Source organism: Sulfidibacter corallicola (assembly GCF_017498545.1).
In the GTDB taxonomy this organism is placed as follows: Bacteria; Acidobacteriota; Holophagae; order Acanthopleuribacterales; family Acanthopleuribacteraceae; genus Sulfidibacter; species Sulfidibacter corallicola.
This window is the reverse complement of record NZ_CP071793.1, coordinates 8,831,322-8,853,326: the sequence shown is the minus strand read 5'-3', so window position 1 is coordinate 8,853,326 and position 22,005 is coordinate 8,831,322. Positions and strand designations below refer to the sequence as shown.

The 22,005-nt window shown below is 59.0% G+C and carries 11 protein-coding genes; 8 read left to right on the top strand and 3 right to left on the bottom strand.

The window, feature by feature from the left end; genetic code table 11:
* Positions 1–97: 97 nt before the first annotated feature.
* Positions 98–2,098, bottom strand: coding sequence for a methyl-accepting chemotaxis protein (locus tag J3U87_RS26910; RefSeq protein WP_237378880.1), 2,001 nt, complete (start codon positions 2,096–2,098; stop codon positions 98–100).
* Positions 2,099–2,354: 256 nt separating this feature from the next.
* On the opposite strand from J3U87_RS26910, the gene J3U87_RS26905 reads away from it, so the two are divergent.
* Both J3U87_RS26905 and J3U87_RS26900 read left to right on the top strand, forming a co-directional pair.
* Positions 2,355–2,831: a low molecular weight protein-tyrosine-phosphatase gene (locus J3U87_RS26905; protein ID WP_237378879.1), complete on the top strand. Its 477-nt coding sequence runs from the start codon at positions 2,355–2,357 to the stop codon at positions 2,829–2,831.
* Positions 2,832–2,987: 156 nt separating this feature from the next.
* Positions 2,988–3,650, top strand: coding sequence for a TetR/AcrR family transcriptional regulator (locus tag J3U87_RS26900; RefSeq protein WP_237378878.1), 663 nt, complete (start codon positions 2,988–2,990; stop codon positions 3,648–3,650).
* A 289-nt stretch (positions 3,651–3,939) separates the two neighbouring features.
* On the opposite strand, the gene J3U87_RS26895 is transcribed toward J3U87_RS26900, so the two are convergent.
* Positions 3,940–5,292, bottom strand: coding sequence for a flavin-containing monooxygenase (locus tag J3U87_RS26895; RefSeq protein WP_237378877.1), 1,353 nt, complete (start codon positions 5,290–5,292; stop codon positions 3,940–3,942).
* Positions 5,293–5,724: 432 nt separating this feature from the next.
* Here J3U87_RS26895 and J3U87_RS26890 point away from each other — a divergent pair, with 432 nt between their 5' ends.
* From J3U87_RS26890 to J3U87_RS26855, 6 genes are all read left to right on the top strand, one after another.
* The gene (locus J3U87_RS26890; RefSeq protein ID WP_237378876.1) at positions 5,725–6,996 is read left to right on the top strand and encodes a S41 family peptidase; all 1,272 of its coding nucleotides are present in this window, start codon (positions 5,725–5,727) and stop codon (positions 6,994–6,996) included.
* A 225-nt stretch (positions 6,997–7,221) separates the two neighbouring features.
* Positions 7,222–7,968: a LolA-like protein gene (locus J3U87_RS26885; RefSeq protein ID WP_237378875.1), complete on the top strand. Its 747-nt coding sequence runs from the start codon at positions 7,222–7,224 to the stop codon at positions 7,966–7,968.
* 103 nt (positions 7,969–8,071) lie between these two features.
* A complete protein-coding gene (gene dusA / locus J3U87_RS26880; protein ID WP_237378874.1) occupies positions 8,072–9,097 on the top strand; it encodes a tRNA dihydrouridine(20/20a) synthase DusA in 1,026 nt (341 codons plus the stop codon).
* A 95-nt stretch (positions 9,098–9,192) separates the two neighbouring features.
* On the top strand, positions 9,193–9,858 hold the full coding sequence (locus tag J3U87_RS26875) for a purine nucleoside phosphorylase YfiH/LACC1 family protein (protein WP_237378873.1): 666 nt from the start codon (positions 9,193–9,195) through the stop codon (positions 9,856–9,858).
* Between the two features lie 385 nt (positions 9,859–10,243).
* Positions 10,244–13,933, top strand: coding sequence for a CUB domain-containing protein (locus J3U87_RS35060; RefSeq protein WP_272932426.1), 3,690 nt, complete (start codon positions 10,244–10,246; stop codon positions 13,931–13,933).
* Between the two features lie 950 nt (positions 13,934–14,883).
* The gene (locus tag J3U87_RS26855) at positions 14,884–16,302 is read left to right on the top strand and encodes an IS1182 family transposase (protein ID WP_237377403.1); all 1,419 of its coding nucleotides are present in this window, start codon (positions 14,884–14,886) and stop codon (positions 16,300–16,302) included.
* A 352-nt stretch (positions 16,303–16,654) separates the two neighbouring features.
* Here J3U87_RS26855 and J3U87_RS26850 read toward each other — a convergent pair whose 3' ends face one another.
* Positions 16,655–21,946 (bottom strand): two-component regulator propeller domain-containing protein, encoded by a 5,292-nt coding sequence (locus tag J3U87_RS26850; protein ID WP_237378872.1) that lies wholly within the window; start codon positions 21,944–21,946, stop codon positions 16,655–16,657.
* Between the last annotated feature and the right edge of the window lie 59 nt (positions 21,947–22,005).

Below are 22,005 nucleotides of genomic sequence, written 5' to 3'. Positions count from 1 at the left end.
GATATGGAGGTTCGCTACCATGGCAAGCGGGTAGCGGACCTCCTTTTTTTGTTTTGGGGCCCACTTCGAAAAGTGGGGCCGCCTGGGGATCGACTCGTCAGTTGAGCGAGGCACCCGTCGCCTGTGTCAGGTTGAAGCGACCGATCTGATCTTTCAGTGAAGCCACCTGCTCGCGAACCTCACGACTCGATTGATCGCTCTGGGTCAACAGGTCGCCGTTGTGGTCCACCCGATCCACCAACGCGACCTGGTGCTTCTGCAAATCGCCGAGATCGCCCGAATAGCCGCGGACCTGATCCGCGATCTGCTGGGCGTGGCCCACGAGGACGTGGATCGAGGAATCCGCGGTGTCTACGTGTTTGGCGACACCCTGAATGTGCTCGGTCAGTTGGTTGGTGGTCTGTGCACTCTGAGTGACACTTTGAGATACATCGAAGATGACCTGCGACTGTTCGCGAACGGAATGGGCGATGTCGCCGAAGGCCCGGTTGATTTCCTGAACCACGTTCACGATGTTGCCGATGGCGGCCACGGCCTCTTGGGAATTGGACTGCATCGCCTGAATCTGCTTTTGGATGGACTGGGTCGCCTCACCCGTTTTTCGAGCCAGTTCCTTGACCTCGTTGGCGACAACCGCGAATCCCTTGCCGGCCTCCCCTGCCGACGCGGCCTCGATGGTCGCGTTGAGCGCGAGCAGGTTCGTCTGGTCGGCGATGCCCCGAATCAAGGTCACGACATTGCCCACCTGGGCAGCGGACTCACCGAGTTGCGTCACCAATTCCGAGGTTTCCCCGGCTTGCTGGGCCGCCTGATTGGACAGTTGCGCCGTTTCGTCGGTGCTGGCCGAGATCTGCGACAGGGAGGCCGAAACTTCCTCGACCGATGCCGCCAATTCGTTGATGACCGAAGACAACTGCACGACTTCGGAAGAGGCATGGTGTAGGCCACTCGAAACTTTCTCGGAAACGCCCGAAATGGTTTCCGTTTCCTCGTTGAGATTGTCGGTCAGCGAGGCGAGCGTCCCGTTTTGGGTCAGCAAGTGGCCGATGTTTTCGGCGAAACCGTGGGCATGGGACTTGGCTTCGCCTACCTTGGCGGCGCTGTCGGAGAGGTTTTGACACAGATGATCGGAGCTTTGGTCCAGTTGGTCGGTCTGGGCACGGATCGAACCGATCACGCCGCCGACGTCGGTGCTGATCCGATTGAGGGACCGCACCAGGGTACCCATTTCGTCCCTGCCCGTTTCGGGCAGCTCGCGGTTCAGGTCGCCCTCGGCCAGTTCGTGGGTGAATTGCAGGACTCTCGCGAACGGTCCGGCCAATCGAGAGCGCACCATGGCGATGCCGAGCAGGGCGATCAGAATCGACAATCCCCCGATCACCCATCCGGTGGTGCCCGTCGATCCGCCGCCTCCGGCGGACCCTGCGAGGTATTGGCTCGCATCGGCGATTGCCTGGCGAGTTTTGATGACCTCGGTCATCATGGCGGAAACCGCGGCCGCGTCCATGGCCGGCTGGGCGGGTTCCGCCGCGATCGTTTCTTCGCCGAGTGCATCCGCCGCCGTGTCGGCCGCCGCATCGGCGCCCTCGGCTGCGGAGGTATCCTCTTCGAGCAACGCATCCATGTCGAGGCCCAAACCCAGCGAATCGCCGCCCGCCGGCGCCGCATCCCCCGTGGCATCGGGCAATGGCGCCACTTCGTGAGCCTTGGCGATCAGGGCCTGCCAGGCTGTATCCACCCCGTTCAACTTGTCCAAGAGATCCTGGTTCGCGGTCGGATCGGGCAGGATCAGGTTCGAACTCCGTTGATCGGCCGGGACCTGCTCACCGCGAAAGGCACTCATGATCGCGGAAAAGTCGCCCTCGGTCTGCTGACGGGCACGGTGCCAGGTCTCCCCATCGACACCGCCGGCCAGGGCCAGGGTTTCTTTCGCAAGGCGCTCGGCCAATTCCGCCTGCTGGGCCAGGACGGCCCGCGGGTCGGTCTTTCCACCCGAGTCGTCCGCGGCTCCCCCGGTGAAAAGCGAAGCGACGGACAGCAAAATCAACAGGGCAAACAAACCATTGAAAAGAAGCGAGAGTGATACATCCTTGAGCAACCAGGCCTCCTACGTCCATGGCAGGTGCCGTCACAGGGCAGCCCTGTTAATTGGCACACCGCAAGAAATCCAGAATCTAAAGGTAAAATTCAAAATTGGGAATCAAGTAGGATTATTGTAGCCTTTGACGCGTTCGAATAGAACGTTTATTTCGATCGAGATCATGCGAATTTTTGGCGGTCTCCGAGCTGACAGCGCCGCAAGAATTGACCATAATAGGTACTTCGTGGCTCAGATCAAGAAAACGAGGTTTCACATGATCCGAATATTGTTCGTTTGCACGGGGAACATTTGCCGCAGCCCAACGGCAGAGGGCGTTTTCCGTGACCTGGTGGACACGCGCGACCTCGCCGATCGGTTCGCGATCGATTCGGCCGGCATGATCGGCTATCACGTCGGCGAACCACCCGATCCGCGCTCCGTGCGCATGGCGCGCGACCGCGGGGTGGACCTTTCGGGACAACGGGCCCGCAAGATCCAGCACGGGGATTTCGAGGAGTTCGACTACCTGCTCGCCATGGATCGCAGCCACTACGAGGATATGCTGGCCATGGCGCCGGAACGTCATCGCGACAAGATTCATCTATTTCTGTCGTTTAGCGAGGACGTCGCCACCGAGGACGTGCCCGATCCCTACTACGGAGGGTCCGAAGGCTTCGTGCACACGTTCGACCTGATCGCGTCCGGCGCCGACGCCCTTCTGAATCACGTGCGCCGCGAACACGGGTTGTAGTCATCGGCCTTCATGCCGAACCACACCCGTTCCGAGCCGACGACCGACCCGTCCTGTAACTTTCCCACACGGACGCCCATTCCCTGCCCGCGATCGATTTCGGGCGATTCCCTTCGAAAATGCACACCATCATTTTTCGTGAAGGAGTGAATCCCTTTGGACAATCGGGACCAAACCACAGACCCACACGCCCAGATGGGCGCACGAGAACTCAAAAAAATCAGAAATCGTCAGGCCATCCTGGCAGCCGGACAGCGGGTTTTTGCCCAAATCGGTTACGACGCCGCCACGGTCCGTGACATTGTCCGTGAGAGCGGCCTCTCCCCCGGCACCTTCTACAACTACTTTCAAGACAAGGAAACGGTGTTCCAGGAACTGATGAACGGCATCGTCGGCGACCTACGCGGTCGCGTCCAACGGGCTCGCGGCGAAGCGCGCGACGCCCACGGTTTTCTGGCCAACGCCTTCCTGGCTTTTTTCAACATGTTTCGGGACCAGCCCGAGCTGTTGCAACTGGTCTCGCGGAACCAGGCCGTGTTGCGCGGACTGGTCGCGGACGGCCAACTGGTGAGTGCGCTGTTTTCCGAGCTCGCCGCCGACCTGGAACGGGCGATGGATTCGGGCATGATGCCCCGCGCCCCGGTTCAATGGATGACCTGGGTCATGGCCGGAGCGGGCTTCGAAATATTGGCCCAAATGGCGAAAGACCCGGAAATCGAGCCGCTGGCGATGGCGAATTTTCTCTCCGACCTATTCCAGGGCGGGATGGCCCGCGTCGCGGGTCGCGCCAGTGTGGAAACGAGCTCGGCCGGAAAATGAGCGTGTGCCCATCCAGCGCGGGAAACCTCGCGACAAACCTCACCGGGGGCCGCTGGATGGGCACGGCTCGGCCTTCAGGTATCAGGTATCAGGTATCAGGTATCAGGTATCAGGTATCAGGTATCAGGTATCAGGTATCAGGTATCGGCTAAATGTCTGTGATGATTAGGTGTACCTAGTATCCCCAGATTTGGTGCGTGTCCGCATATCCTTGTGGAAGTGCCCAACCAGCGCTGAAACCTCGCGGGAATGCTCCGTGAAGTTCGCTGGGTGGGCACGGTATCGGCCTTCAGGCCCCAGTCAAACTACTGCGAACGTTCTTGTTTGCCGGGACCTGAGCGATAGGCGCCGGCAGGTGCTTCAACAGCCGTTTGCGGAAGGCGTGGTATCCCACCGTGATCGTGTGACGCGGCGTATCCAACTGATGGTAATCGGGATGATGGATCTCCGCGTGAATCGCCCTGCCCAAATCGGAAGGTAATCGCCAGGTCCCGACCAGGTAACGGGCCAGGATCTTGGCTTGCAGTTCCGCCAAGGGCCAAATGCTGCCCAAAGGCTGGAAAAGCCCGATGAAATACAGATTTTTCGGCCCGTTGGGGAACATCTTTAAATAGAGAGGCACCGGACCCTCCGAATAGTCGACCGTCGCCTTGTCGAAAAAAGGATGGGAGATGCGGTATCCGGTGCAGGCGATCACCGAATCGTAGTCGCCTTGGCTGCCGTCGCTGAAATGAACCCGGTGGCCGTCGAACCGCTCGATGTCGGGCTTGGGCGTCACCTTGCCGTGGCGAATGAAGTACAGCAATTCCGAGTTGAGGGTCGGATGGGTTTCACCGAAGCGGTGGTCCGGCTGGGCCAACCCATAGGAGCGGTTCGAACCACGCAGGAAATAGAGGATTTTTTCCGAAACCCAGGTACGCAGGGGTTTGGGCAACCACAGCAGCCGTTCGTTCATGATGTCCGTGGGAACGCCCAGCATGAATTTGGGCGTGATCCAATACCCGCGACGCATGCTGATGTCGGTCCTCTGGGCAACCCGACTGGTTTCGACGGCCACGTCGCAGGCGGAATTGCCTCCGCCGATGACCAGGACCCGTTCGCCCGCAAAGGGGGCCGCCCTCTTGAAGTCGTGGGAGTGGAGCAGCCGTCCGCCGAACTGACCCGGATACCTCGGCATTCGCGGGTCCCAGTGGTGGCCGTTGCAAACGACCAACTCGTCGAACTCACGTTCCTCGACCTGGGTCGGCTCGCCCGCTTCCCTTTGCAGTGAAAGCCGCCAACCTCCGCCGTCGCGCGGCTCGGCCCGAGTCACGGTCGTGCCGAACTCGATGTGTTCGTAAAGCCCGAACTGACGAGCGTAGTTTTGAAAATAGCTGGCGAGGTGCCGGTGCCCGGGATAATCGGGGTAGTCCTCGGGCATGGGAAAATCGTCGTATTGGGACAACTTCTTGGAACTGATGGTATGGGTGGTCTCGAAGACGCTGGAATGGCCCGGTTCGGTGGAAAAGAGCCAATTCCCGCCGACGTCCCGGTTACGGTCAAATACGGTGATGTGTTGAAAACCCGCATCGCGCAAGTTTTTGAGCGCGGTAATGCCACAAGGCCCGGCACCAATCACGCCGATCCGTCGATTCTGTGTCATATCGGCATCTCCAGGTGGGTGGACGGGTAGGCCCCGGGTCCAGCCCCGATGTGAGTGGAATGGGATTCTAGATTCCCAGAAGTGAACGACACTGTCAACACAAAGTTGACACATGCGTCAGTTTTAAAGTCATCTCCTTCCCTCTCCACCGAATCCACATCACGGGCCTCTTTTTCCCGTAGAGTGCTAACATGTGCCCATCCGGAAACGGTGCGATCTCCCCTCACCGAGATCGACCGGTTGGATGGAGCCTGCACCGACTCCCGAGTGCGGCGCATCGTTCCCGACGAGGCGCCGTTTGTGAAGCGATACCGAAGAAAAACCGATATCGTTCACTTTGGCGGTAAGAATCGTCCGACCTGAAAGACAAATATAACGTCGAAGCCCTTGACCACGGCTTCGCACGCTCAAAAATTTAGCTAAGGGGACGTTATGAAGTTGGTTTTCGCCATATGGGCAGCATCTCTTTTTCTGGCGCCGATCCACGCAGCTTCGCCCGAGGACATGGCTTCCTTCGACAAGGTCTGGCAGACCATCAAGGACCGCCATTGGAATTTGGAAGCGACCGGCGTAGATTGGGCGGCCATGAAAGAAAAATACCGGCCAAAGGCGGAAAAGGCCGAAAATCGCACCGAACTCCACGACGTGATCAACGGAATGATCGGTGAATTGGGCCAAAGCCATTTCCACGTCTACGGCTCCGGCTCGTTCAACGAGCTGGAGGGCCTGGTGGGCGACTTCTCCGAAGGCGGACCGGGCACGCTGGGCATTCAGGTCGCCCTCGTCGACGATCAAGTCTACGTCGTCGACTTGACGGACGAGGCCGCGAAACAAGGACTGAGCGTCGGATGTCGCATCCTGGAACTCCAGGGCAAACCACTTGCGCCGGTGGTGACCAAAATCAAGGATGTATACAGCTCCGTAGCCCAAAGCCGGCTCTACCTGACCCGCACGCTGAACTCCCTGTTCGAGGATTTCCCCGGAAAAACGAAAAAGTTGAAGGTCGCCGACGGTGGCAAGACCTTCGAGGTCAGCCTCACCACCTCCAAACCCGCCGGTGAACCCAAGCAACTGCTCAATCTCCCCACCATCTATTTCGAGTACGAATCCAGGGTGCTGCCGTCCAACGTGGGTTACATGGCGTTCAACGTCTTCATTCCCGAGGTCAAGACCCGCTTCGACAACGAGACCCTCAAGACGTTCGCCGAAACGGACGGCATGATCATCGACCTGCGCGGCAACGGCGGCGGGATCGGATTCATCGCCGTGGCGTTGGCCAACCGGCTGCTCTCGGAAAACGCCAAGCTGGGGGTGATGAACAACACGGGCGGTAGCCTGAATTTCGCGGTCTTCCCCCAAAAACCGATCTACGACAAGCCGCTGGCGGTCCTGATCGACGGCGGCTCGGCCAGCACCAGCGAAATTTTCGCGGCGGGCCTGCAGGATCTCGGACGTGCCCGCGTCTTCGGAACCCGCTCGGCCGGTGCGGCCCTGCCCTCGATCATCGAGCTCCTCCCCAATGGCGACCGCTTCCAATACGCCATCGCCGACTACGTCAGCGAAGGCGGCCGCCATCTGGAAGGCAACGGCGTCAAACCCGACGAAGAGACGCCCCACACGGCGAAGAGCCTGGGTCACAAACAGGACGCGGCCATGGAAGCCGCCTTGGCCTGGATTCGTGCCCAAAAGGGAAAAAGCGGGTAAGCCCGGACGATATCGAGGCTCTCGAAGGCACGCGGTTCCCACCCGGGGCCGCGCTCGCCTGAAGCCGGGCGCACCGAAACCCGGGTTGTACCGCGCCATTTCCTCCAATTCGCCAACTTCGGGTCATCCGAGTTACAATTATCGATTCGACAAGTTTCAAAGGTGTCCCGACGGTTTTTTCCGTCGACCCCATGCCGGACACCTCAGAAGAGAAGGAGTTTTCCCATGAATGCGACCAAAACGACACTTGCGGTGCTTTGGTTATTGATGACTCCGGTCTTGCTGGCCGGGAAAGCCGACGAAGTTTTGGACAAATCGGCCAAGGTTCTGGGCGGCGAGATCGCTGCCAAGGAAATCACGAGTCTGATCCTGAACGGACAGGCGACCATGCCCCAGGGGCTGACCGCGGACCTCCAGGTTCTCATGAAAGACGGTGGGAAACTCTACACCAAAATGGAAATCGTCGGGCAGGGCATGTCGATGGTGGCGGAGCAGGGCTGCGACGGTACCGAATGCTACGAAAAGAACCCGATGATGGGGACGCGCAAACTGGAAGGCCAGGAAAAAGAGAACCTCCTGCTGCAAAACGACTTCAAGGCCATCCTCAACTGGCGCGACCACTACAAGGAAGTGGCCTACCTGAAAGAGGAGAACGTCGGCGATCGAGCGACCCACAAAATCAAGATCGTCACCAACGCCGGAATGGAAATGGTTCAGTACATCGACAAGGAAACCTACCTGATCCTCAAGACGGAAGCGCTGATGACCAGTGCCATGGGCCAGATGAACGTGATTTCCACCTTCCACCAATACAAGGACATCCACAAGGGTTTCCAGATCCCGATGGAGACCAACGTCTCGGTGATGGGCCAGCAGATGAACCTGGTCATCAAGGAAACGGAAATCAACGCCAAGATTCCCGACAGTAAGTTTCAGCTCCCTTCCGAGCTGACCGCCGCCGCCACCGAGTAGGCGCCACGCGCCACCCGACACCGGCTCATCGCCCGCACGCGATGGGCCGATTTCGTTCGATTTGCATTCGTTCGGCCGACGGGCCGAATCTGGAGAAACGTACTTGAAGGATTACCACCGTTTGAGCGTGGCGCCGATGATGGCCTATACCGACCGCCACTTCCGGTTCATGATGCGCCAGTTCACCAAGAGAACCCTGCTCTACACCGAAATGGTGGTCGGCAACACGATCACCTACAATCTGAATTCCGATTTCCTGGATCGCGTGCTGAAATACGATCCCATCGAACACCCGATCGCCGTGCAATTGGGCGGCGACGATCCGAAGATACTCGCCACCGCGGCGCGCGTCTGTGAAGAATACGGCTACGACGAAATCAACTTGAACGTCGGTTGCCCATCGGACCGTGTTCAACGGGGCCGCTTCGGTGCCTGCCTCATGAAGGAACCCGAGCGGGTGGCGGAAGTGGTCACGGCCATGCGCGACGTGGTTTCGATTCCGGTGAACGTGAAGCACCGCCTGGGTGTCGACGACCTGGACAGTTACGAACATCTCTGTCGCTTTATCGAGATCGTCAGCCAGAGCGGCAACGACCTGTTCATCGCGCACGCCCGCAAGGCCTGGCTGAAAGGCCTCAGCCCCGCCCAAAACCGCAGCGTGCCTCCCCTGCGCTACGATTTGATCTACCAACTCAAACAAGACTTTCCCCATTTGGACATCGTCATCAATGGTGGGATCCAGACTTTGGCGGAAACCAAGGAACACTTGAAACACGTGGACGGGGTGATGGTCGGTCGCGCGGCCTATCAGCAGCCGGAGCTGTTCGGCGAAGCGGATCACGTCATCTTCGGCGAGCCGCCGCGGGAGCCGATCGACGAATTGGGGCTGATGGCGGCCCTGAACGAATACGCCCGCCGGGAAGTCGCCTCGGGCCTCAAGTTCTCCCTCGTGGGCAAACACCTGGTTGGCCTGTTCAAGAACCGCCCACGTGCCCGTCGCTGGCGTCAGGCGGTGAGTCGTCTCATTCAAGACAATCCCAAAACCTTCGATTTGGTGGAACTCTACATCAAGACTTTCGGTTACACCCCTGCCGAACTGACGCAATCGGCACACCCCGAAGCTTCCTGAGCGGGCGCATTGGCCTGGGTGGGCACCCCGTGAGACAATTCCCGGCAATGGCCCGCGTGCACAAACGCGACATGACGCGAACGATAGAGGTATGCATGGATTACCGTTTGGCTTCGAATGGATGCTGGAGTGCCGAGATGGGCCCCGTTCGCATGGGCTCGTGCCTCGAACTCGAATCTCTCGACGAGCTGGGCCTCGAGGTTCGACAGTTGAAACAGGTTCACGGTGTGGCTATCCGGGACGACGCCTATTTTGCCAATGAACGGAGCTACCACGAGGGCGACGGGCTGGTTTCGACACTTCCCGGCGTGGCGCTGGTGGTGAAAACCGCCGATTGCCTGCCGGTCGTGTTGAGTGACGGCCACAAAATCGCGGCGGTTCACGCGGGTTGGCGCGGTTTTCGGGCGGGCATCGTCGAACGCCTGACCGGGCACTTCGACATGTCGCGGGTTTTCGCGTTCATCGGCCCCGCCATTTCGGCGGACAACTACGAGGTCGACCGCGACCTCTACGAAGCGTGGCTCGCGGAAGACCCGGCCTTGGCTTCGCACCTGAAGCCGGCGCCGGCGGGCGGCACCAAGCGGCTGTTCGATCTCAAGGGCATGGCTCGCGCCCAATTGATCGAGCTCGGCATTGCGGAGGCTCGGGTGGAGGTGGTTCCGGTTTGTACGGTGGCTTCTCCCCTACCTTCCTTTCGCCGTGACAAAAATCGCGATCGCTCCATTTACAGCTACATCTATCGTATGACCGAGGGAATCTAGCCTTCCTAGCCGCTAAGCGAGTCAGGCGTTTTTTTGAAACATCCGGGAACCGAGGCACGGGCGGTTCCTTCGAAACGGTCATCGCCGCCAGTACCTGGCATGGACCCGGCCAAGGGTTCTAAATATCTGAATTCATGAGTGCGCCCAAAACGGGCGCATTTTTTTTGGCTGAGGCTGGCAACGCCAAAAGGGTGTACGGCCCTGCTCGGATTGGTCGAAAGGCCAGTCGCAAGGGGAAACCTGGACGGCCCCGGTAAGAATAGGGATTGACAAATTGGTAAACATTTCGAAAAATTTATGTACATCTTTGGTATATCAGATAAATTTCATTTGTCTATTTCGATACCTCGCCATTGATAATCCATTCTTGATTTGAGGAGAGCATATGCGTTCACTGCTCCTTTTCCTTCTGCTCGTCCAGGCGGCCCTTCCCCTATTGGCTCTGCCCGAAACGGGCGGACCCTGCCGTGTCGGGCCTTCCCTTCAAAAACACATTCACGGGCTCTACCGACAACAGCCGGAGCTGGAGGCGCTCCACCGCAAGGCGGAAGCCCAACAGCAACTCGACCTTCAACGCTTTTCCGCACTTTCCGATTCGGAGAAAAAGGCTCCGATCTACACGATTCCGGTGGTGTTCCATGTCATGACCTGGCAGAGCGACAACGGCAACGACGGGTACGTGACCGACGCCAAGATCCACGAGGCGCTCGAGATCGTGAACCGCGAGTTCAACGCCCAGAACGGGGTCTTCGACGACATCGTTCCAGCCTTCGCCGGTATCGTGGCCGATCCCCGTATCGAATTCGTGCTGGCGCAACGCGATCCCGACGGCAACCCGACCAGCGGCATCACGCGCGACGTCACCATTCACACCTACAACGGCCTCTGGAGTTACCCGGAGCTGAAACGCGTCAACTCCTGGCCTCACGACAAATACCTCAACGTGTGGGTCGTTCAGAGTTCGGACGGCAGCAACGGTTCGGCCTGGGCCTATCTCCCGTCGCAGGTGGACGAAGGTAGCGGCCTGGAAGACCTTGACGGCATCGTCATTTCCACCTGGGCCCTGGGTGCCACCACGCCCGGCTACCACTCGATACTCACTCACGAAATCGGCCACTCGCTGAATTTGCGGCATACCTGGGGTCCGGGCACCCACGGCAGCGCCGAGGCCTGCAGCGAGGACGACGGCGTGAGCGACACGCCGAACTGCTCCGGAACGAGCGGGTGCGACACCTCGGCATCCACTTGTGGCAGCCTGGACATGGTCCAGAACTTCATGGACTACGCCAAGTGTCCGATCGCCTTCTCCCAGGGGCAGGTCACCCGCATGCACGCGGCCCTCAACTCCCAGGTCGCGTTGCGCAACCAGTTGTGGACCCAGAACAACCTGGTGGATACCGGTATCGTAGGGAGCCAGGTTCGCGCCTCCTTCCTCGCTTCCGGTAAACGCATCACGCCGAACGAATCCGTCGACTTCACCGATCGATCCGTTTCCGGTTCCAGTGCGATCACGTCCTGGTCCTGGTCGTTTCCCGGCGGGAGCCCGAGCGCCCACAACGGCGCCACGCCGCCGCCGATCACCTACGCCGAGGCCGGCGCCTACGACGTGGTGCTCACGGTAAACACGGCCTCTGGTGCCACCCACCAAACCCATCGCCGCCGGTACATTCAGGTATCCGACGACCTGGCCATGCATCCGGGTACGGCCCTGATCCACAAGGGTACCTTCACCGACGCCCAGCCCACCCGTTACTACGACCACGATGTGGACCACACGTTGACGGCCTACCCGCGCGACAACGGCCAAATGCTGCGTTTCTCCTTCGCAGAATTCAGGCTTGCGGACAGCGACCAACTCCGGATCTACGACGGCACGTCGACCAGTGCGCCGCTCATCGGAACCTACACGGGCTCGAATTCACCCGGTGTGATTCGCGCGACCAATGCTTCCGGTGCGATTACGTTCTGGTTCATCGCCAATGGCAGCGGTAACCATCGCGGCTGGGAAGCGGGTTTCGACTACGTGGACGATACCACCTTCATCATGCAGTCGGGCACGTTCTCCACGGGTTCCGGGGTTTTCGTGGATCCCGGTCTGCACGGGAACTACGGGGTCGAATACAACGAAACCATGACCCTGTCGCCCAGTGAAGCCGGTAAAATGCTGCGCGTGGTTTTCACCTCCTTCATGATGGAAGATGTGGACGAGAACTGCGAGTACGACTACCTGGAAATCTACGACGGGACCGGCACGTCCTCGCCCGCGATCGGCACCTTCTGCAGCGCGGGCTCGCCGGGCATCATCACCGCCTCGAACGCACAGGGCGCACTCACGTTCCGCTTCGTCTCCGACAACAATCGCACCGGACCCGGCTGGAGTGGGTTCATCACCCTGGAGGATCCGGGCGGCAACGAGTACCTGATGAAAAACGGTCAGGAGACCACGTCCGGTGGTATCTTCCTCGACGGCGGGAAATACGCCGACTACAGCGACGACACCAACCAGACGTTGACGTTCCACCCTCAATCGGCCGACCAAAAGCTGCGGGTCACCTTCGCTTCCTTCCTGATGGAGGGCGATGACGCCGACTGTGAGTACGACACCCTCGAAATCTTCGACGGGACCAACACAAGCGCCACCAAAATCGGAACCTTCTGCAACAGCAATTCTCCGGGTGTGGTCAGCGCCAGCGATTCGAACGGTTCCGGGGCCTTGACTTTCCGGTTCCTCACCGACGACAACACGACGGGCCCCGGTTGGAGCTCACTCATCGAACAAGTGGACACGGACGCGACTCAGGTCTACACGATGCAGTCCGGTACGGTTCAGGCGGAATCGGGCATCTTCATCGATTCCGGCCGTTACGGTTCCTATGCCAACGACGAAAACCGGGTGATGACCATCGTCCCACCCAGCGGCAACCCGTTGACCTTCACCTTTGGCGCCTTCAGCATGGAGCCCTCCGATCGGACCTGCCTGTACGACTACCTGGAAATCTACGATGGTACGGATACTTCCGCACCGTTGGTGGGCACGTACTGCAACATCAGTTCGCCGGGGAAAGTCACGGCCACGAATCCCAGCGGTGCCCTGACCTTCCGCTTCGTTTCGGACGACAACACGATCGGGCACGGATGGGCGGCTCACTTCTCGACCGAAGCGGGTCCCCCCAACCAATCACCGGTGGTATCCATCACGGCGCCCGCCGACGGTGCCACCTATGAAGTCGGTGACGCGGTTTCTTTCGCGGGCAGTGCCGACGATGCGGAAGACGGCGATCTTGCGGCATCGCTCTCCTGGTCGTCTTCCAGGGACGGCGTCATCGGCAGCGGCGCTTCCTTCTCTGTCTCGACCCTCTCGGAAGGCATCCATGTCATCACTGCCTCCGTGAGCGACAGTGCCGGAGCGACGGAATCCGATTCGGTGACGATCACCGTTGAAATGGGTTCGGGCATTCCGGTCATCGGCAACGGCCAGACGATCGAGGGATTGAGTGCCAGCCAGGATGAATGGTTGTACTTCCGCATGATCGTGCCGGAAAACACACGCGACCTGACGTTCGAAATCAGCGGTGGATTCGGTGATGCCGATCTGTACACGCGTTTGGGCGCCCAGCCCACCCGAAACGACTGGGACTGCCGTCCCTACAGCAACGGCAACAACGAAACCTGCACGGTGGCGAACCCCAGCGCGGGTGAGTACTTCATCGGTATTCGGGCCTACAACAGCTTCGGTAATCTCCAGCTCACGGCTTCCTACCAGATCGATACCCGCCAGGGTTTCACGGAAACCGATTTGGCGGCGGCCCATGGTGATTGGTTGCACTTCACCATCGAGATTCCGGCAGGTGCGAGCCAGTTGGATATCGACATCGAGGGTGGAAGCGGCGATGCCGACCTGTACGTGCGAAATGGGGCACAGCCCACAAAAGACGACTGGGATTACCGTCCCTACATAGGCGGTAACCGCGAATCGGTAGATGTGGCGAGTCCGCAAGCCGGAACCTGGCACGTCAGCCTTCGCGGCTACAACGCGTTCTCGGGCGTGACGTTGACGGTCTACTACGAGCCGTAACGACACGAAAATCCTCCAAACTGATCAAGCGGGTTCGGACGTCGTCCGAATCCGCCTTTTTCGTTTTGCTCCGGGGCTCGAATCGCCACGGTGCTCTACGGAGTGCCGGCAAGCCCAAAAGTGTTGCGATGGCAGTAAATTGGTCAGGGGCGGTAAGCCGGCCCGACCGACATGTCGAAGTGCGTCTCTTTGGAGTGCCCGTAAGGTGAGAGTGGCGTCGTGCTTGTAGGTGGAGCAGCCTGCTCCACCAATCGAAGCGACTTCGGCTTCGACGAAGTATTGAGCCAAAGAGCGGAGCTATCGAGATCGGAAGTTCGGGGCCAATCTACGGAGTGCCGGCAAGCCCAAAAGTGTTGCGATGGCAGTAAATTGGTCAGGGGCGGTAAGCCGGCCCGACCGACATGTCGAAGTGCGTCTCTTTGGAGTGCCCGTAAGGTGAGAGTGGCGTCGTGCTTGTAGGTGGAGCAGCCTGCTCCACCAATCGAAGCGACTTCGGCTTCGACGAAGTATTGAGCCAAAGAGCGGAGCTATCGAGATCGGAAGTTCGGGGCCAATAACCGAAATCGCTGGGGGTTTCGGTTGAAGGAATCAGAAGGAATTACTTCGGCAGAGATACATTTGGCAACCATCTCCGGGATACGAGCGCTCCCTGACGGCCAGTTTCAAATGATGGAGCAAGCTGGCCTGGGTAGTACCCTCATTTACAGGCAGGACGAATCTCTCAACTTGCGGGCACCTCGCCCGCTCGTTCTTCGATGAACACGGATATGCCAACGTCGACACTTCGCTCTTGACGAGCTTGAATTACTGAAAGTTACCTCGCTTCGAATGGTTGAGCAAGCTGAGGCTGTGTGAAAACTCATAACATGTATATTTATCAGTATTTTACGTTTATTTTTGCGCAATTTTGTGCTATAAGTCTTTTAAAACAAGTGAGGTATCCGTGTTTTATGAGATACATTTCAGGCACTCCTCGTGATCAAACCCAGATGTTTCCTCCCCTCATGGACGACTTTGTTGCTGAGGAGAATCCGGTTCGGTTTATTGATGCTTTTGTCGACTCGCTCGACATGGAAGAACTTAAATTCGTACGTTCCGAACCTAAAAAAACCGGGCGCCCTGGCTACGATCCCAAGGACCTGATCAAGCTCTATATCTACGGATATCTCAACAAGATACGTTCCAGTCGAGGCCTCGAAAAGGAAACCCATCGGAACGTAGAGCTGATGTGGCTGATGCGTGGTCTGAAACCCGACTTCAAAACGATTGCCGATTTTCGCAAGAACAACAAAAAGGGGATCGCTGGGGTATTTCGCCAGTTCACCCTACTCTGCAAAAAGAACCAATTGTTCGGCTGTGAATTGCTCGGTATTGACGGCAGCAAGTTCAAAGCAGTCAACAGCCAGGCACGGAACTTCAATGCCTCGCGTTTGGCGAAGGTGATAAGCCAGATCGAAGAACGCATCGAAGACTACCTGGAAAAGCTGACCAAGCAGGACGAGAAAGAGGCAAAGGTTCAAAAGGCGACCAAGAAAGAGCTGAGAGAAAAAATCCGCAAGTTGACGGAGCAAAAGGAGGAATTGAAGGAGGCCGAAACTCGGTTGAAGGAGAGCCAAGATAGTCAGGTATCTCTTACAGATGAGGACGCCCGTGCAATGAGGGGAAGGCATGGGAAGACAGTGGGTTACAACGTGCAAATCGGAGTGGATCACAAGCACAAGCTGGTGGCGGCGGTGGATGTCAACCAAGCGCGAAACGATAAAGACCAGTTGAGTGGGATCAGCCTAAAATCAAAGGAAAATCTGGGGATCGAAAAGTGCGAGGTTGTAGCGGACAAAGGATATTACAGCCATCAGGAAATGGCGAAGTGTTTGGATGAAGGGATTACACCGAGGGTGCCTCCCTGTAGAACCCGGCAGCAGACATCGGGTCGATTCACGAAAGAGGCATTCGTTTACGACAGGGACGCGAACACCTACACGTGCCCGAACGGAGAGGTGTTGGAGCCCTTGAAAAAGAAGAGCTCAGAACAAGCGAAAACCATCTATAAAACGAAGGCTTGCAAAGGATGCCCGCTCAGAGATCAATGCACCACCGCAAAAAGCGGTCGACAGATCGAGAGAAGCGCATATGAAGATCAAATCGAGGAGTTAGAGCGGGAGAGCAAGAAAAAGGGCTTCCTGCAAAAGGCCCGAAAAGGGCTGGTGGAACATCCGTTTGGGGTGCTAAAGGCGAGCTTCCAGTATGGGAGTTTCTTAACGAAAGGAATGGAGAACGTGAGGACAGAAATGAACTTGGCGGCCCTGGCCTACAACATGAAGAGGTTCTTCAACATCATGGGACAAGAAAGACTGATGGAAGCTCTGTAAGAATAATACCGCGACTGAGTTGTAAGTTGTTTTAACCAAGCTAATTAAAAGATCAGGTGCTACCTCACCAGAAAAAGGAGACAGAAACCATCACCCCAAAGCCAACAAGATAAGGATTAAGTTGCGGAACGGCCGGAACGGCCGGTGAAGAAAAAGAACCGGTGCAGGCCGAAACGAGGGAATTCAGGGTTTTCACACAGCCTCAAGCTGCTCAACCTACAGGCTTTACGACCCTCTTTGGATGCGGGCACTGCGAAGATTCGCGCTTCGAAGTGTCGGCCCAGCGGGCTTACCACCCCTGCCCAACCTACCGACATGGCACTCCTCCTTGGATGCGGGGACTTCGGAGCGCTCAACCCTCGGTGGCGGTCTGCGACGCGGATGCCGGATATTTCACCTTCCGCTTGGGCGGCTCGAGCGGAAATTTGAGGCGAACGAGACAGCCCGTGCCGGTGCCGTCGCTCTCCACCTCGATCTCGCCGCCGCTCTCGTCCATGGTCGCCGCCGCATAGTGCAGCCCGAACCCATGGCGACCCGGCTTGGTGGAAAACCCCTGGTTGAACACCCGCTGGCGAACCTCCGGCTCGATGCCGCTGCCGTTGTCGGAAAGCGTGAGCACCACCCGATCGGGCTCCATCTGGGTCGCGACGCGAATCCATCCCTTGCCCTCGGCCACCTGTTCCATGACCGATTCCCGAGCGTTTTCCAACAAACACAGGAAGGTGCGCAACACCTTGGCCCGCTCGAGCGAGATCTCCACCACCGGCTGTAAATCCCGCTCCACCTTGATCATGTGCTTTTGGATCAAATACCAATCCAAACCGAGCGCCTCTTCCAGCAGTTCGTTGATGTCGACCTGTTCGCGCAAGACTTCGCCGCGCGAGTGCTGCCATTGCTGCTGAAGAATGGCCAGGGTCGTGGAGACCTGGTCGTTCAATTGGCCGGCCTCGTGATCCAGCAGGGCCAAGTGCTCGCGCATGGCCGAGGCGATGGTGCGCACGGCCTGGGGAATCTTGGCGCCACGTGGATCCTCGACGATGAATTCGGACAGGCGGTCCTCTTCGCTGGTCAGCAAATCACCCAACTTTTCGAGCATTTCCAACCACTTGCGCTTGGTTGCATGTTCCTGAATGAGCTGGCAACTGATGCCCAGGCTGTTGAGGCTGTTGCCCATGTTGTGCAGCACGTAACTGGCGATTTCGGCCATGCCGGCCTGGTGGGCGGTCTTGACCAACGCGTTCTGGGCGTTCATGAGGTCGGTCATGGTGCGCGCCCGAATCAAGGCGGTAATGATGTGGTCGCGGAACAGCTCGAACTTCTCGAGATCTTCATCGCCAAAGGCTAGCTCCGGAGTCAGGGTCTCCAAGACGATCACGCCCGCCAATTGATCTTCCAGCCGCAACACCATCGCCAGGAGACCGACGGGTTGGGTGAACGCCCAGCCGGTTTCTTCCCATTGGGCGACATCCAACTCGGTCTTGGTGAACAAGCCTTCCTGCCACTCGCGCCGGTGGGCCTGGAGCAGCGCCCGGAGCTGTTCCTCGCTGCGCTCGAAATGGAAGACCGAGTCCGGGTAGCCGATCGCCGCCGGAACCATGAAAGTTTTCTTCATGCGATCGAACACGAAACAAAAGGCCCGGTCGGCTTGCGAGAACAGGCTGGTAATTTGATGGAGCAGCGTTTCCAGCACGCGCTCGAATTCGATTTCGCGGTTGATGGCCTGGACAATCTGGTTCAAGGTCTCCATTTCGCGGTATTTCTGGTCGAGGGCGTAGTTGCGGCTTTGGAGCTCTTCGGTGCGCGCACGCACCAGGCTCTCGAGGTTGCGGTTGACATACATCAGATCCAAATGGGTTCGAATCCGTGCCAAAAGTTCGGGTTTCGACACCGGTTTCGAGAGAAAGTCGTTGCCGCCCACTTTGAACGCGCGAACCATGTCTTCCGAACGGTTCTTGGCGGTGAGGAAAATGATGGGCAGCTCCTGCATGGAATACTGCTCGCGAATGCGGGTACACACCTCGTATCCGGACAGATCGGGCATCATGATGTCCAGAAGCACCAGATGGACGTCGCTGCGATCGGCGAGAACGGAGATGGCCTGCTTGCCGTCGACGGCTTCGACCAGGTTGTAGTTGCGCAGCGAGAGGTGGTTGGCCAGCACCTTGCGGTTGACCGGATCGTCGTCGACCAGCAGGATGTTGGGGCTGCCGGGCAGCATGGGGCTGTGCAGCTTGAGGGTTTGGGTCCCGAACGATTGGGTGGTTTTGGCAGGCAGGCGATCGGCCAGTGGCGAATGGGCGTCCGCCAGGTCGCCGGTCTGAAAGAAGGCTTCGGCGTTGCCCGTATCCTGGGCGAAAGGCAACGTGAAAAAGAAGGTCGAACCGGTGCCCTGCTTGGTATGCACCCAAATCCTGCCGCCGTGCAGTTCGACCAGTTGCTTGGTGACCGCCAACCCGATTCCGGTGCCGGTATGCACGCGCGCCGTGTGGCCGTCGGCCTGGTGAAACGACTCGAAAATGGAGACCACCTGGGATTCGGGAATCCCACAGCCGGTATCGGCGACGGTGATGCTGGCCTGGTCCCCTTCCATGCTGGCGTTGACGGCGACGGTCCCCTGGTCGGTGAACTTGATCGCATTGCCGATGAGGTTGTAGAGGATCTGCTGCAACCGGTTGGGGTCCGCCAGCACCACGGGAAAGTCCTCGGGCACCATGTTGATCAGCTCGAGCGGTTTCTTGCCGATGAGGCCCTTGCTGATGGAAAACACCTGATCGACGGTTTGTTTGACCGAATTGGGGATCAGGTTCAGATCCAAATCGTGCCGCTTCAATTTGGCGTAGTCGAGGATGTCGTCGACGAGCCGAGCCAGCCGGTGCCCGCTGGAGACGATCATTTTCAGATCGGTTTTCATGCGGGGCGTCACGGCACCCGCGGCCCCGTCGAGCAGGGATTCGGTCAGGCCGATGATCCCGTTCAGGGGCGTACGCAACTCGTGGGAGGTATTGGCCAGGAACTGGTCCTTGAGGCGATCCATCTCACTCAACCGTTGCAGCGCGTGGCGCTCGCTCAACAGGCGGGCCCGCACCCGCTGGACGCCGAAGATCGCCATGCCGACCACCAGGACTGCGAACAGGCTCATCGCCCAAAGCGTGCGCCACCACGGTGGTCGCAAGTGGATCGCCAGGTGGGTGGGCTCGCCCCAGGCACCGTTCCAATCGGTCGATTTCACCTGGAATCGGTATTCGCCGGGGGGCAGTCGGGTGTAGGTCGCGGTGCGACGGTCGCCGTTGGTTTCGATCCACGCCTCGTCGAACCCTTCCATCTTGTAGGCATAGCGGATTTTGGGTGTGCCGGAATAGTAGAGAGCGGTGAAATCGAAACCGATGACCGGCGGCTGATCGGATAACACCAATTGATCCAAGAGATAAAGTGGTGCGATGGTGTGCTCCGAAGCCTGTCCCGAGAAAAAACCGGTCGTTCGTTGATTGTCCAGGCGCAAGTGGGTGAGCACCACCGGCTGGGGCGGCACGTCGTCCTTCAGGCGGTTGGTGGCGATCATGTTGAAGCCGTTCGGGCCTCCGAAAAAAAGACTGCCGCTGGTATTGCGGTAACAGGCGCCGAAGTTGAATTCGTTGCCCTGCAGCCCATCGTAGATGTCGAAGGTCTGGATTTCCTGGCTCCGCGGATCCAGCCTCACCAGCCCGTTGTTGGTGCTGGTCCAAATCATGCCGCGGCCATCTTCCACGATGCCGTAAATGGTCTCGCTGGGAAATCCCTGGGGGATGCCGAACACGCGAAACCGCCCCTGCTGGGCGTCCTCCAGGGCGTTGAGTCCGGCCTTGGTCCCGACCCACAAGGTGCCGTCGGATGCCTTGGCCAGCGAAAGGATGTTGTGATTGCTCAGGCTGTAGGGATTCCCCGGATCCTGCAGGTACCGGCGGCTGCGACCGGTCTCGGTGTCGAAGCGGTTGAGTCCGCGGGTGGTGCCGACCCACAGGCGACTGGGGCGGTCTTCCAGCGCGGCCATGATTTCGCTGCCGCTGAGGCTCAACTCGTTGTCGGGATCGTGCTGAAAGCGCTCGAAGGCGCGCTGTTCCGGAATCCAGCGGTGCAACCCCCTCATGGTGCCCACCCAGATGTCGCGACGGCTGTCCTGCAGCAGCACGAACACGACGTTGTTGGCCAGGCTGGCGGGGTTTTCGGGCTCGTGACGGAACCGCGCGAATCCGGAATCCTCGGTATCGCGCAGGCTCAGCCCGCGATGGGTCCCGACCCAAAGGCGATCCTGGTCGTCCTTGAGCAGGCTGTAGACGCGACTGTCGGAAAGGGACTTGGGGTTCTTGGGATCGGCCTGGAACTGGACCACGCGGTCGGTGAAGAGGTCGTACAGATTGAGCCCGTGAGAGGTGCCGACCCACAGGTACCCGGGCCGGTCCTCCAGGAAGCACCACACCGTGGAATTGGAAAGCGAATTGGGGTTGTCGGGTGCGTGGCGATAACTGACGAAGCGGCGCGATTGGCGCGCGAAGACGTTCAGGCCCGACTCGGTGCCGACCCACAGGTTGCCGATCCGATCGAGCAGCAGCGCACGCACGTGGGGGTGACCCAGGCCGTGAAGGTCGTTGGGTCGGTAGCCGTGTACGTAGACCTGCTCGGAATTGGGGTTGTAGCGAATGAGCCCCTCTCGGGTGCCGATCCAGAGGAGTTCGTCACCCATGCTCTCCAGGGTGAGCGAAGTGATGAAAAGGGGCTCGTCGGCGGTCTTGCGGTGATTGGCCAGAGGGACGGCGGTCGCGGTGGTGGCCCCCTCCTCGGCCTGCAAGATGCGAAAAAGACCCACGCTGGTACCGATCCACAAGGTGCCGCGGTGATCGCGGACCAGGCCGGTGACCGTGATCCGGCCATGGGCCTCTCCTGGCAGGGCGATTCGCTGAATGCTCCGAGGCGATAGGGTTTCCGGCCATTCGGCATCGATTTCGATGCGATCCAACCCGGCACCCGTCCCCACCCAGGCCCGGTCACGGCCGTCGATCAGCAGGCTGCGGACCCGGCCATCCAGGGACAGGGCCGATCGCTCCTCGTTCGAGGCCAGCGCTTCCGAAGGTGCGGGATTGGCGAAAGCCTCGCGAAAGTTTTTCCAGCGATTCCGCTCGCGATCGAACAGGTTCAGGCCCTTTTCGGTGCCGATCCACAACCGGCCCGTACTGTCGCCCTCGACGGCGCGAATGCGGTCGTGATCCAAGCCCACGCCTTCCATGCCGACGCGGTAGTGGGTGACCTGATTTTCCTGGAGGCGCAGGTGGTTCAGGCCCGAATCCCACGTGCCGACCCACAACTCGCCCTTGCGATCCTGGTACAGGCGGACGATGTGGTTGCCCGACAGGCTGTCGGGATCTCGGGGATTGTGGCGCAGAATCTCGAACTCGTAACCGTCGAACCGATTCAATCCGTCCTGCGTGGCGATCCAAATGAAGCCGGTTTCGTCCTGAAGGATGTCGTACACCGAACCCTGGGACAGACCGCTGGTCCGATTCCACTGCTGGAAGCTGATCTGGCTTTTTTGGCCGTGGAGGAAGCCCGTAGAAAGAAGTAGCAGACCGATCCCACAGGATAGATACTTCCAGTGTAATCTCAAGAAATTCAAAGGCTTCCACCCGTTCTTGAACCAATCACGACGCTTCTCGCGGGAGTGCGCCAGATTTG